Annotated in this window: 14 protein-coding genes; 6 read left to right on the forward strand and 8 right to left on the reverse strand. The window is 71.8% G+C overall.

What is annotated here, in order from left to right:
• Positions 1 to 43: 43 nt before the first annotated feature.
• Positions 44 to 1,450: a sodium:solute symporter family protein gene (locus tag ABNG04_RS10455; protein WP_371162363.1), complete on the forward strand. Its 1,407-nt coding sequence runs from the start codon at positions 44 to 46 to the stop codon at positions 1,448 to 1,450.
• Between the two features lie 14 nt (positions 1,451 to 1,464).
• Here ABNG04_RS10455 and ABNG04_RS10460 read toward each other — a convergent pair whose 3' ends face one another.
• The 5 genes from ABNG04_RS10460 to ABNG04_RS10480 all read right to left on the reverse strand — a co-directional run bounded on the left by ABNG04_RS10460 (position 1,465) and on the right by ABNG04_RS10480 (position 5,024).
• The gene (locus ABNG04_RS10460; protein WP_371162364.1) at positions 1,465 to 2,142 is read right to left on the reverse strand and encodes a DJ-1/PfpI family protein; all 678 of its coding nucleotides are present in this window, start codon (positions 2,140 to 2,142) and stop codon (positions 1,465 to 1,467) included.
• A 349-nt stretch (positions 2,143 to 2,491) separates the two neighbouring features.
• On the reverse strand, positions 2,492 to 3,061 hold the full coding sequence (hpt, locus tag ABNG04_RS10465) for a hypoxanthine/guanine phosphoribosyltransferase (protein ID WP_371162365.1): 570 nt from the start codon (positions 3,059 to 3,061) through the stop codon (positions 2,492 to 2,494).
• A gap of 114 nt (positions 3,062 to 3,175) precedes the next feature.
• A complete protein-coding gene (locus tag ABNG04_RS10470) occupies positions 3,176 to 3,937 on the reverse strand; it encodes a phosphorylase family protein (RefSeq protein WP_371162366.1) in 762 nt (253 codons plus the stop codon).
• Positions 3,934 to 4,710, reverse strand: a complete 777-nt coding sequence (locus ABNG04_RS10475) for an enoyl-CoA hydratase/isomerase family protein (protein ID WP_371162367.1) — start codon at positions 4,708 to 4,710, stop codon at positions 3,934 to 3,936. Before ABNG04_RS10475 ends, ABNG04_RS10470 begins: the two co-directional genes overlap by 4 nt.
• A gap of 92 nt (positions 4,711 to 4,802) precedes the next feature.
• Positions 4,803 to 5,024, reverse strand: coding sequence for a hypothetical protein (locus tag ABNG04_RS10480; RefSeq protein WP_371162368.1), 222 nt, complete (start codon positions 5,022 to 5,024; stop codon positions 4,803 to 4,805).
• 158 nt (positions 5,025 to 5,182) lie between these two features.
• Between ABNG04_RS10480 and ABNG04_RS10485 the strand changes: the two genes are divergently transcribed.
• Positions 5,183 to 6,304 (forward strand): S1C family serine protease, encoded by a 1,122-nt coding sequence (locus tag ABNG04_RS10485; RefSeq protein WP_371162369.1) that lies wholly within the window; start codon positions 5,183 to 5,185, stop codon positions 6,302 to 6,304.
• A gap of 94 nt (positions 6,305 to 6,398) precedes the next feature.
• Entirely contained in the window at positions 6,399 to 7,586 is a 1,188-nt protein-coding gene (gene aroC, locus ABNG04_RS10490; RefSeq protein ID WP_371162370.1) for a chorismate synthase, read from the forward strand.
• Positions 7,587 to 7,616: 30 nt separating this feature from the next.
• On the opposite strand, the gene ABNG04_RS10495 is transcribed toward aroC, so the two are convergent.
• From ABNG04_RS10495 to ABNG04_RS10505, 3 genes are all read right to left on the reverse strand, one after another.
• Positions 7,617 to 7,826, reverse strand: coding sequence for a hypothetical protein (locus ABNG04_RS10495; protein WP_371162371.1), 210 nt, complete (start codon positions 7,824 to 7,826; stop codon positions 7,617 to 7,619).
• 90 nt (positions 7,827 to 7,916) lie between these two features.
• Positions 7,917 to 8,789: a ZIP family metal transporter gene (locus tag ABNG04_RS10500; protein WP_371162372.1), complete on the reverse strand. Its 873-nt coding sequence runs from the start codon at positions 8,787 to 8,789 to the stop codon at positions 7,917 to 7,919.
• A gap of 57 nt (positions 8,790 to 8,846) precedes the next feature.
• A complete protein-coding gene (locus tag ABNG04_RS10505; protein WP_371162373.1) occupies positions 8,847 to 9,446 on the reverse strand; it encodes a TIGR04206 family protein in 600 nt (199 codons plus the stop codon).
• 103 nt (positions 9,447 to 9,549) lie between these two features.
• On the opposite strand from ABNG04_RS10505, the gene ABNG04_RS10510 reads away from it, so the two are divergent.
• The 3 genes from ABNG04_RS10510 to ABNG04_RS10520 are packed head-to-tail and all read left to right on the forward strand — an operon-like array spanning position 9,550 to position 12,741.
• Positions 9,550 to 10,317, forward strand: coding sequence for a hypothetical protein (locus ABNG04_RS10510; RefSeq protein WP_371162374.1), 768 nt, complete (start codon positions 9,550 to 9,552; stop codon positions 10,315 to 10,317).
• Between the two features lie 28 nt (positions 10,318 to 10,345).
• Positions 10,346 to 11,431 carry a M48 family metalloprotease gene (locus ABNG04_RS10515; RefSeq protein ID WP_371162375.1) on the forward strand — a complete coding sequence of 362 codons (1,086 nt, stop codon included), beginning with the start codon at positions 10,346 to 10,348 and terminating at the stop codon, positions 11,429 to 11,431.
• Complete coding sequence (locus ABNG04_RS10520; RefSeq protein ID WP_371162376.1) at positions 11,428 to 12,741, forward strand: PQQ-binding-like beta-propeller repeat protein; 1,314 nt, start codon at positions 11,428 to 11,430, stop codon at positions 12,739 to 12,741. The genes ABNG04_RS10515 and ABNG04_RS10520 overlap by 4 nt, the downstream gene beginning before the upstream one ends.
• The last annotated feature ends 12 nt before the right edge of the window (positions 12,742 to 12,753 follow it).

The raw sequence follows: 12,753 nt of genomic DNA on the forward strand, positions 1-12,753 counted from the left end.
ACTGAGGGCATCACTTATTAATTCGCTCGGGGAGGTTGATGGCGTGATCGGCTCCTCGAAGGCACACAGCGAGGCCGACGCGTCGAACGCCGAGTCGTTCTACGCGGCCGATCGCCGGATTGGGAGCGTGTTCGGCGCAATGTCGCTGACCGCGACGCAAGTCAGCGCGGGGACGCTCATCGGGACGATCGGGATCCACTACGCCGTGGGCGTGAGCTTCGGGCTGGTGTGGCTCGGTATCTGGGCCGGCTGGGTCACGTCGCTGCTGTTCGTGGGGCCGCACCTGCGCGCCCGCGGCGGGATCACCGTCTCGGAGTTCCTCTCGGCGCGCTTCGACGGCGACAACGAGGTGGTCGGCGGGACGACCGCGGCCCTCGTCAGCGTCATCTACCTCGTGTACACGACCGCCCAGTACGTCGCCGGGGCGGTCGTCCTCGACGCCGTCTTCGGCGTGCCGCGGGTCCTCGGCATCGTGGCGTTCGCCGCGGTCGCGCTCTCGTACACGCTCGTCGGTGGGATGCGGCTGAGCATCTACTCGGACGCGGTTCAGGTCACGGCCCTCCTCATCGGCGTCGCGGCGGCGGCCGTCGTCGGAGTCGCCGAGACGGGGGGCGCGGGCGCGCTCGTCGACGCGGCCGCGGCTATCGACCCGGCGTTGCTGTCGGGCACCTCGGCGCCCGGGCTCACGACCGGGCTGGCGCTGTCGTTCGGGTTCGGCATCGCGGTGGCTCCGTACGAACTCTCGCGGGTCTACGCCATGCGAGACCCGGAGACGGTCAAACGAGCGATCCCGATCTCCATCGCGATTCAGGCCGTCATCGCCGTGTGTATCCTGACGCTGGGGCTGCTCGCGCGCGTCCGGTTCCCCGGGCTGGCCGATCCGGACGCGTCCGTCGTCCGGCTCGCGCTCGACCTGTTCGGTCCCGGGGTCGGCCTACTGTTGCTCGGTGCGATCGTCGCCGCGGTGCTCAGCACCGTCGACTCGGTGCTGCTGGTCACGTCGGCGGCCGTGGCTCACGACATCTACGAGCGGACGCTGCCGGCCCTGGGCCTCGTCCCGGAGCCGACACCGGCGCGCGTGCGACGAGTCAGCCGGATCGCGACCGTCGGCGCGGCGGTCGTCCCCGCCGCTCTCGCCGTCAACCCCGGCCCGTTGGGCGGGGTGGTCCAGCTCATCGTCGCGCTCTACACGTCCGTGCTCGGATCGACGCTGTTCGTGCCCGTCCTCGGCGGGCTTCACTGGGACGCGGCCACGAGAGGCGGGGCCCTCGCCGGCGTCGTCGTCGGGTTCGTCACCGCGACGGCGTGGCAGGTCCTCACCGAAGTCTGGACGGTCGGCGCGCTCGGCCCGCTGACGGCGCTCGACCCGGTCGTCCCCGGCGTCGCCGCGAGCGCCGTCGCGTTCGTCACGGTGTCGCTGGCCGACGGCAGTCGGTTCGGATCGACTTGACGCTGCCGGCGCGCTCAGAACTCGTCGAGTAGCGTCGCGGCCGCGGCGGCCGACGACTCCGGGCCGCGGGCCGTGATCAGGTCGCCGTCGACGGTGACGCTCGTGTCGGCGTCGAGTTCGGCGTCCCAATCGGCGCCCGCCAGCCGGACCTCGTCTTCGACCCAGTACGGGAGCTTCCGGCCGTCCGGCATCACGTCGTGGTCGTCGACGATGCCGTCCTCCCAGTCGTTCGGGAAGCCGGTGACGGCGCGCCCCTCGACGAGCGGCGTCCCGTCGGCCTCGCGCGTGAACCCGAGGATGCCGACCGCGTGACAGACGACGAGGGCGACGCCGTCGTCGCCCGCGACCGCGTCGAGCAGCAGCTGCCGGGCGTGGCGGTCCTGGTTCACGTCCCAGACGGTGCCATGGCCGCCGGGGAAGACGACCGCGTCGTAGCCGTCGGCGTCGACGGTCGCGATCGGTTCCGGATCGTTCAGTTCGGGGTGCTCCTCGTCGACCTCGCGGAGCTCCGCGACTCGCTCCTCGCCGCCCGCGGCCTCGGGGTCGAGCGAGCGCTCGTCGACGACCGGCGGCGACCCCGACGGCGTCGCGACGGTCACGTCGACGCCCTCGCTCTCCAGAGTCGTCAGCGGCTCGATACACTCCTCGGCCCAGTACCCTTCCTCGCTCACGACGAACAACGCGCTGGTCATGTGTGGTCCGCCATTGACGACCGCGATATAAAAGCCGCCCGCGCCCGGCAGCGACGAAGGGCGGCGCGAAGTTTATACATCGACGCTGCGCCGCGGTCGGCGCGCGCCGCCGAGCGGCCGCCACCGGCGGCCGCGAGGGGCGCGTGCGAGGGACGCCGTGAGCGGCGGGCGACCGAAGGGAGCCCGAGCGAACGGCGAGGCTGGGGAGGCGTGGGGCGCGGTCGCTGTGAGGGGTGAGACTCGAAGGGGCGGCCGGGGCTTTAGAGAGGTCCGCGTAGCTACGATCGATCGCTTACAGATAATCTGGTGAAAAGTCGGCCGCGTCGTACGCCGATCCGGGAATTACGACTTATTCGTCGCCCTGCGCGTCGACGACGACGACCTCACCGTCCTCGACGGTGACATTGATCAGCGTCTTCACGTTGTAGTCGGTGTCGTCGAGCTCGTTCTCGCCCGCCTTCTTGATGACGGCGACGACGTCGACGACGTCCGCGCCGACCTCGTCGGTGAGCGCGTCGAGGATGGCCTTCATCGTGCCGCCGGTCGAGAGCACGTCGTCCAGGACGAGCACGCGGTCGCCCTCCTCCACGTCGTTGATGTACATTTCCGACTCGGAGTAGCCGGTCTCCTGGAACAGCGGAACCTCGCCGTCGAGGCCGTACTGGCGCTTGCGGATGACGACCAGCGGGATGTCGGTCATCAGCGAGAGCGCGGTGGAGATGTGGATCCCCATCGCCGCGGGGGTGACGATCTTGTCGACGTTCTCTAACTCCGCCTTCCGGATGATCCGGATGACGATCTCCCGGAGCAGCTCCGGTTCGAGCATGGGAACGCCGTCGCTGATCGGGTGGACGAAGTACTGGTACTCGCCTTTCTCGATGATCGGCGCGTCGAGGAGCGACTGCCGCAACTGGTCCATGCCGCGGGTACTCGCGGCGATTAATAAAGCGTGGCGATCCCGGGGTTCCGTGGACCTCGGTCGCACGGGGCGCGGCCGGGCACAGCACCGAACGCCGTGCGATGCCGCTCTGGCTCAGCGCGCGTCCACGTGCCGCGCCAGCGCCTCCACTGTCGGTCCGAGCATCTCCGGGAGCCCGCGGTCGGCGTCCGCCTCTGGTACCCACTCGTCGGGCGCGAGGTAGTCACCGATCTCGTGGACTGTCGCGGCGTCCGCGTCGCGGTACTCGGCCACCGCCCACAGCGCGGCCGACTCCATACAGAGAGTTACGACGCCCTCCTCGCGGTAGCGTTCGACCTCGGGTACCGTCTCGCGGTACATTGCGCTCGTCGTCCACGTCGTCCCGCGAGGCGTGTCGAAACCGGCGCGCGAGAGCGACGCGTCGAGTTCGTCGACAAGCGACGCGGTCGCGGTCACCGGCTCGGCGGGCGGGAGGTAGTGGTGCGAGACGCCCTCGTCGCGGATCGCGTCGGTCGGGAGGACGGCCGCGTCCGGGTCGATCTCCGGCTGGAGCGCTGCGCCGCCACCGAGCATCGCGACCGCTTCCGCGCCGGCGGCGACGACGTTCTCCGCGACGATCGCGGTCACCGGCGCGCCGATGCCCGACTCGTGGACCGCGACGTACCCGACCGCCTCCGAGAGCAGGTCCACGCGCTGGCCCCTGACGACCTCGACGTGGTCGTCGCTCCGCTCCCGCACCGCGTCGGTGAGGTCGGACTGATAGCCGAGCACGACGGCCGGCGGCACGTCCGGCAGGCCGTCGCCCTGCGCGCCGACGGCGTCGGCGGGCGAGAAGAGGGCGTCGGCGTCGTACTTGTCGCCGAAGTTCGGGATCACTCGAACTCGGGCTCGCGCTCCTCCAAGAACGCGGCCATCCCCTCGCGCTGGTCGTGCGTCCCGAACAGCCCGGCCCACGCCCGGCGCTCTAAGGCGAGCCCGGTCGCAGCCGACCCCTCGCCGGCCGCGTTCAGCGCCTCCTTCGCCGCGCGCAGCGCGGTCGCGGGGTTCGCGGCCAGCTCGCCCGCCAGCTCGTCGATCCGGTCGTCGAAGGCGTCGTCCGCGACGACCTCGCCGACGAAGCCGACCTCGGCGGCCTCGCCCGCGTCGATGCGCTCGCCGAGGAAGATCAGCCGGCGGGCGACCTCGTCGCCGACGAGTGCCGGGAGGCGCTGCGTGCCGCCCCAGCCCGGGATGATCCCCAGGTCGATCTCGGTCTGGCCGAGCACCGCGCTCTCGGCGGCGACCCGCAGATCGCAGGCCAAGGCGAGCTCGCAGCCGCCGCCGAAGGCGTAGCCGTCGATCGCGGCGACCGTCGGCGCGGGGAACGTCTCGATCGCGTCCGCGACGCGGTGGCCGAGCTCGGCGTACGCCTGCGCCTCGGGCGTCGACAGGTCGACCATGTGCGAGATGTCCGCGCCGGCGACGAACGCCTCGTCGCCCGCGCCGGCGATCACGAGGGCCCGCGCGTCGCGATCCGCGGCGTCGTCGAGCGCGTCCTCGATGGCTTTGAGCGTCTCGGCGGTGAGCGCGTTGAGCTGTTCGGGGCGGTCGACGGTGATCGTCGCCACGCCCCGGCCGTCGACGTCGAAAGCGATGGTGTCCCGAGTCATACGCACCCCGTCGCGCGGCGGCGTGAAAACGGTTCGGCAGGCGGATCCGGTCGCTTCTGAAACGGGAGCGGCCGGCGGCCGCGACTCGCCGGTCAGACCTCTTCGCGGCTGTCGATCCCGGTGTAGATGAACCACGCCGTCGTGTAGACGCCGACGAACAGCAGGTACCCGACGATCAGTCCCCCGAGCTGTCGGCTCGCGAGCCCGCCGGGGAGCGTCCGCGAGAGGATCCAGAGGGCGAAAGCGAAGACGACGAGCGAGAACAGCCCCGAGAGAGCGTACACGCCGAGGTCGGAGGTGAGGCGATCGCGCACGCCCCCACCAACGCGTTCCCGTTACATACCCTCATCGGTCGCGCGTCGGCCCGGGAAACCACTGGACTCAACCGACTCATCGGGACGGCTCGGCCGGTTTCCCGTCCCGGATCTCGGCCGGCCGATCGCTTAATCGAGTGGGACGCCTACTGAGTGCCATGAGACGCACCCGACGCGAATTTCTCGGCCTCAGCGCGGCGATCGCCGGCGCGTCGGCGGCCGGCTGTCTCGGACAAAGCGGCGGTCCGGCGAGCGACGGCGTCTCAGGAGCGTCGCCGCAGGTGGACGCTCCGGTGACGGTCGACGACCCCGACTACGTCGCCGTGTACGACGCGGTCGTCCCCTCCGTCGCGCGCGTCCAGACGTACGTCGAGAGCCGCGATACCGTCTTCGGCTCCGAGGAGGGCGGTCCCGCGGGACAGGGCTCCGGCTTTCTCTACGACGAGTCGCACCTAGTGACGAACGACCACGTCATCGGCGACCCGGACGCGATCCGCGTCCGGGCCACGGACGAGACGTGGGTGAACGCCTCCTTGGTCGGCCGTGACCCGTACAGCGACCTCGCGGTCGTCGAGCTCGACGGCCAGCTCCCGGGGGACCCGCTCCCGGTGGTGCGGGAACTCCCGCCGGTCGGGACGCGGGTGTTGGTCGTCGGCGCGCCGCTCGGGCTGTCGGGGTCGGCCACGCAGGGGATCGTCAGCGGTCGCGACCGCACGATCCCGGCGTCGACCGCGCCCGGGCGCTTCTCGATCGCGGACGCAATCCAGACTGACGCCGCGCTGAACCCCGGCAACAGCGGCGGTCCGATCGTCACCCTCGACGGGACGGTCGTCGGCGTCGCGACCGCGACGCGCGGGGACAACGTTGGCTTCGGCGTCTCCGCCCGGCTCGTGAACGAGGTCGTTCCGTCGCTGATCGAGACCGGGGAGTACGACCACTCGTACATGGGCGTCAGCGTCGCGCCGGTCGACCCGCTAATCGCGGCCGGGAACGACCTCCCGGACACCAGCGGCGTGTACGTCGCAGACGTGGTCCCCGGCGGCCCCGCCGACGGCGCTCTCCGCGGGTCGGACGGGGAGACGACCGTCGACGGGGCGACGGTCCCCACCGGTGGCGACGTGATCGTCGCGCTCGACGACGCGGCGGTAGCGGACAACCCGGACCTCTCGCAGTACCTCGCGCTGGAGACGACGCCCGGCGACACGGTCGCCGTCACCGTCGTCCGCGGCGGCGACGAGGAGACCGTCGACGTAACGCTCGGGGAGCGGCCCGAGCCCTGACCGCGGAGCCCGGAAGCGGGAGATCGGGTGCGCGGGCGGTCCCACTCGTTGCGCGGATTGCAACCCCTATATGCCCCCGGCCACACGTGACAGTATGAACGGGAACCGGTTCGGCCGACTCTTCCAGCTGACGACCTACGGCGAGAGCCACGGCGACGCGATGGGCGTCACCGTCTCCGGCGTGCCCGCGGGCGTCGAGCTCGACGAGGAGGCGATCCAGGCGCAGCTCGACCGGCGCAAGCCGGGCCAGTCGATGATCACCACCTCGCGGGGCGAGCCCGACGAGGTCGTCGTCAACTCCGGCGTTCAGGACGGCTACACCACGGGCACCCCCATCGGGATGGTGATCCAGAACAAGGACGCCCGCTCGGGGAAGTACGAGCCGTTCGTCACCGCGCCGCGCCCCTCGCACGGCGACTACACCTACTCCGCGAAGTTCGGCACGCGCAACTGGGGCGGCGGCGGGCGCTCCTCGGCGCGCGAGACGGTGAACTGGGTCGCGGCCGGCGCGGTCGCCGAGCAGGTGCTCGACGCCTCCGACCACGACGTCGAGATCAAGGCGCACGTCAACCGCATCGGCGACGTCGAGGCCGCCCCGGTGAGCTTCGAGCAGATCCTCGAACACAGCGAGGAGAACGACGTGCGCTGCGCCGACCCCGAGGCGGCCGCGGAGATGCAGGAGCTGATCGAAGAGTATCAAGAGGAGGGCGACTCGATCGGGGGATCGATCTACTTCGAGTGCCGCGGCGTCCCCCGCGGGCTCGGATCGCCGCGCTTCGACAGCTTCCCCGCCCGCCTCGGGCAGGCAATGTTCTCCATCCCGGCGACCACCGGCGTCGAGTACGGGCTGGGAAAGGACGCGACGCACGTTGCGGGCAGCGACCGCAACGAGGACTGGACGTTCGACGACGGCGAGTCGTTCGACCACGTCGAGAGCGAAGAGGGTGACCCGGTCCCCGTGGGCAACGACCACGGCGGGCTCCAGGGTGGGATCACGACCGGCGAGCCCATCTACGGCGAGGCGACGTGGCACGCGCCCACGTCGATCCCGAAGAAGCAGCGGTCGGCCGACTGGGAGACCGGCGAGGAGAAGGAAGTCCAGGTCGTCGGGCGGCACGACCCCGTCCTCCCGCCGCGGGCCGTCCCCGTCGTCGAGGCGATGCTGTACTGTACCGTGCTCGACTTCATGCTGCTCGGCGGCCGGATCAACCCCGACCGCGTCGACGGGAACCCGGGCGAGTACGACACGGGGTATCACCCGAGCAGCCCGCGCAACGAGTAGCGGACGACGGGCGGCCACGCCTCGGCTTCCTCACGCCCCGGGTGACCACTCGCAGGCGTTCCCCGCGGTGAGGTCGTTCTCGTCGACGTGCGCGGAGAGACAGGCGTAGTTACAGAAGTACGCGGGCGAGCCGCAGCCGTCGTCGCAGTCGCGCACGCAGATCGGGTCGTGGTCGAAGATCCGGGAGCCGCAGTACGCGCACGTCTCGTCGGCGTCGGGCGTCGAAACGGTCGTGGACATACCGGAGATGACGGCCCCTTCGGTCGAAAGCGTTTCGCGGCCTTTCGAGCGTCGCGTCCGTCGCCGCACGGTCGGCGTCGTAGACCCGGCTCACACCACGACGACCGCGTCCACGACGACGAGCAGGACGAAGCCGACGAGGAACGCGCCGGTCGCGGCGTCGGCGTGCCCGTGGCCGTGCGAGGAGGGGATCAGCTCCCGGAAGACGACCGCGAGCATCGCCCCCGCCGCGAATCCGGACGACACCGGGAACAGCCCGGCCGCGACCGACACGAGCGAGAAGCCGAAGACTGCGGCGACGACCTGCGGCACCACTCCCGAGAGGGTCGTGTACAAGAGGACACGCGCGTTCGACATCCCGGTGTCCGACATCGGCACGGCGAACGCGAACCCGTCGGGCACGTTCTGGAGGCCGATGACGACCGCGAGCAGTAGCGCGACCTCCTCCAACCTGGAGGCGAACGCGACCCCGATCGCCAACCCCTCGGGGGCGTTGTGGAGAGTGATCGCCCCGCCGATGAGCAGCGCCTTCCGGAGCGTCACCTCGCGGGCCGCGGCGTCGGCGGACGCGGTTCCACCGTCGACGCCGGCCTCGTCGGGCGCGACCGCCGGGTCGCCCTCGACGGGCGAGGGCATCGACGCGACGTCGACCTCGGTCGCGCCGCCCTCGGGGAGCCACGCGCGGTACTGCGCGTGGAGGTGCGGGATCGCGTAGTTCCCGCCGAGCAGCGCGACGCCGCCGAGAAAGAAGCCCCCCATCACCGCCGCGAGCGTCCCCGCCTCTAGTCCGGGGACGATCAGGCCGAAGACGCCGGCGGCGACCATCAGCCCCGCGGCGAGCCCGAGCGCCGCGTCGTACGTCCGGTGGCTGACCCGGGATCGGAAGAACACGGGTATCGCTCCCAGCCCCGTCGCGAGTCCCGCGACGCCGGTGACCGTCACGAGCCCCGACAGCGTTGTCATGGTCCCCGGTTCCGACCCCGGAGTCGTAAAGGCGGTCGGCGCGATTCGATTGGGATCCTATTGGACGACGATCTCCCGGAGGTCGCCGCCATACGCGACGGCCGCGACGGCGAGCGTCGCGAGCGCGCTCGCGGGTAGCACGGCGAACCACCCGGCGGTGGACCCGACGCCGAACCGCACGCCGAGCCCCGCCGCGACCCACAGCGTCGCGGCCGCCGCGAGCGCCAGCAGCCCGCCCGTCACCCGGCGGTCCTCCCGTCCGAGGGCGACGCCGCCCGTTGCGCTGCCGGTCGCGGCGAGGTGGAAGCCGACCGCGACGGGCCACGCCCGGATCGACGGAGGGAGCGTGGCGAACGGGCGCGGTTGGTCGAGGAAGTATGCCCAGACCGGGTAGCCGCCGACCCCGTAGCCGTCGCCGCCGAGGGTGATGAACCCCCAGAGGCTCACCAGCGTCGGCTCCCCGTCGCCCGGGACGACGGCGATCGGGACCGCGAGCAGCGCCACCACGAGGAGCCACTCGGTCCGACTGCTGGGCGACGGCGAGTCCGACTGCGACGTGGACGCCGGTCCAGACGAGGCGGACCGCGACCGCGACTCCGGGCCCGACGGCGACTCCGACTCCGCAGTCGGTCCGGTGGCGTCCGCCGATTTCTCCATAGGGGCGATTCGATCCCCGAAAGTAAGTATGGTCGGGGCGCTCCGAGGCCGGGCGCACGGCGCGGGGCGATAGGCGTAACCCGCCGCCGCCCGTACCGCGCGTGTGAACACCGACGACGGCGGCCACCACGATGCGGCGGTCGACGCGCTGGCAGCGCGAAAGTACGAGCGTGCGGGGGACCGCTACACCCGCGGGGGTCGGCGCGTCCTCGCCGACCCGCGGCCGGAGATCGACCCCTTCGAGCCCGACGAGAAGGGGTGGATCGGGCAGGGACTCCAACAGCTGCTCGCCGCGGCGGTCGCGTACCGCGTCGCCGGCGCCGACGGCCGGGCGACCCAGCGCGCGGTTGAGGGGATCGCGGCGAGCCGCGACTTCGGCCGCGTCCTCGACGAGCCGGGGCAGGGGGCCTGCCTGAGCGAGTTCGTCGCGGACTTCCGCGTCGCGGGCGGCCTCGACGGGGCCGGGGGAGCGTACGACGACGCGGCGCAGCAGTACGAGGCCGCGGGCGCGGACGTCGACACGCCGCAGGCGCTCGCGACGACGCCGCTCTTCGAGGCCGCGGCCGCGACGATCAAGCAGGTCGCGAGAGGGCAGGCCGACGGCGAGATCGCGATCAAGTGGGAGGACCTCCACGGCGCCGACCCCGACCGCCCCGGCGACTTCCTCGCGCACCGAGCCCGGTTCAAGAAGCAGCGGTTCCGCGGGCTCCTCGAGCGCGCGGTCGACGACGAGCACCTCGCCGCGCCCCGCGGGACGACCGAGTATAACAACGAGGGGCACCGCTGTCCCGAGTGCGGGTCGAGACACGTGAACTGGGCCGGGACCGGCATCCTCTGCCTGCGGTGTTCGACCCCGACAGAGAGCATTTAACCCTCGGCGTCGAACCGAGCGACAGTCGATGTCGCCCTCCGTTCCCTCCGCCGAGAGCCGACGGCATTCGGTCTCGTCCGACGACTCCGGAACGCTCAGCCCCGACCGCGGGCTCCGTGCCCGGATGCTCGTCGCGACGGGGCTCGTCGTCGCGCTCCCGTTCGCGTTCGTGTACGCGTTCGTCTTTCTGATCAACGCGGTCGGACTTCCCCTCTTGGAGTGGGCGAACGGCCGCCCGTACACCGGCGAGGTGTACGTCGACCCGGTCCTCCTCGCGGTCGTCGTCCTCGGCGGCCTCGCGGTCCAGTACCGATACGGACCGGCGACCGTGTTGCGCTCCGTCGGTGCGTCGGGCGTCTCGGCCGACGAGTACCCCGAACTCCACGCCGCCGTGACGCGCCTGGCCGCGCAGGCCGACCTGCCCGCCCCCAGTGTCGCGGTCAAACGCACCGACCTCCCGAACGCGTTCGCGGTCGGGACGCCCGGCGACGGGACCGTCGTCGTCACGACGGGACTCCTCGATCGACTGAGCGACGACGAACTGGACGCCGTGCTGGCCCACGAGCTGTCCCACCTCGCGAACCGCGACGCGAGCCTGATGACCGTCGCGTGGGTGTTGCCGACGGTCACCTACTACCTCGCTATCGCCGCCTTCTACGTCCTCTACGGGCTCGTCAATCTCCTCCGGTTCGGCGGCGGCGGTGGCGGCGGGAACCGCGACGGGCGCGCGCTCGCCGTGGGGTTCGTGGTGATCACCGTCAGCGCGCTCCTGACCCTGACCGTCTCCGCGATGTTCTGGGCCGGCAGCGTGCTGATCCACCGCGTCCTCTCCCGGTATCGCGAGTACGCGGCCGACCGCGGCGCGGCGGAGATCACCGGCTCGCCCGCCGCGCTGGCGAACGCGCTCCGGACCGTCGACGAGGCGATGCCCGAGGTCCCTGACGCGGACCTGCGCGAGCTCGACGGCGGCGCGGAGGCGCTCTACCTCGCGCCGCTGGAGGCCCGCGCGTTCGGCGACGAGGAGCTCGTGAGCACGGACGTCTTCCCCGAGACGCACCCGCCGACCCGCGAGCGCATCGCGCGGCTTCGGGACCTCGCGGGTGAAGAGCCGTGACGGGCACGGACCCACCGCCGACGTCGGCGACCCGGCGCCGGTTCCTCGCGGCCGCCGCGACCGGGCTCGCAGCGGCGACTGCCGGCTGCGGCTACGTTCCCGGGGGCGGCGACCTCGCGTGGGAGACGTCGCTCCGGGCGGGTGGCTTGGCGTTCGGGTCGGACCGGTGGTACCGCGCGCTGGGGAATCGGCTGGTCATGGTCGAGAACCAGTCGGGTCAGCAGTACGACATCGATAGCGACGAGTGGCGGGAGGTATCGAACGCGGCCGTCTCGGCCCTCGCACCCGACGGGTCCCACCGCGAGGTCGGAGAGACCGACCGGCAGGCCGTCGCCGCGCCGGCAGTCGCCGGCGGCGCCGTCTTCCTCCCGGTCGAAGGCGGTCGGGTGACTGCGATCGATCTGTCTACCGAAGGGACGGGCGACGACTCGCGAGACGACGCGACGGCGACGGATTCAGAGGGGGACGCGGTCCGCTGGCGAGTCGACGTAGGAGCGGTCCTGGGCGCGGGACCTGGCGACGGAGACGAAACGAGTGAGCCGGTCCTCCGGGGCGTCCGCCGCGGTGACGCGCTCGCCGTCGCGATCGGTGGCGGGGGGATCACCGCGTTCGACGCCGAGACGGGCGAGGAGGCGTTCGCGGTCCCGGACCTGTGGACCGGCGCGAGTGGAGACGGAACGCCGGCCGATGCGATGTCACACATCGCGATCGACGACGAGACCGTGTGGACGCTCGTCCCCGAGGACGCGTCTGCGGCCGGCGACGCCGCGATCGTCGGGTACGACCGGACCGGCGAGCAGATCGCTCGGCGGGCGGTCGCAGCCGACTACGAGTGGATTGTCGCCGTCGACGAGGGGGTCGTCGCCGGGAAACCCGGCGAGTCGGTCGTCGGCTTCGACGGCAGGCTCGACCGCCGCTTCGCGCTCGACGTATCGGCGCCGACGAGTCGCTCGACTCTGATCGTTACCGACGAGGGGCGGCTCCACTACTCTCGCGGGCGAACGGTCACGGCGATCGACGTCCAAGGAGGCGAGATCGCCTTCGAACGGTCGAACGTCCCGCCAGATCACCTCGCGGTCGGGGCCGGCGGGACGTACGTCGCGGCGAACGAGGGCGGGTTCAACGACCCCACCGAGGCGCGGGTCGTCGCGATCGACGACGGCGGGGAGACCTGGTGGGAGGCACCGCTGCCGGACGACGTCGATCCGGAGGCGCTGTTCGCGATCGGCGACCGAGTGGTCGTCGTCGACGAGCAGCGAGCGTACGGGCTTCACGCGACCCCGGGCGAGCGGTGGTCACCGCTCGGGTAGCGTCGGAGTAGA

The organism is Halorubrum miltondacostae (assembly GCF_041379815.1).
GTDB classification, from domain to species: Archaea; Halobacteriota; Halobacteria; order Halobacteriales; family Haloferacaceae; genus Halorubrum; species Halorubrum miltondacostae.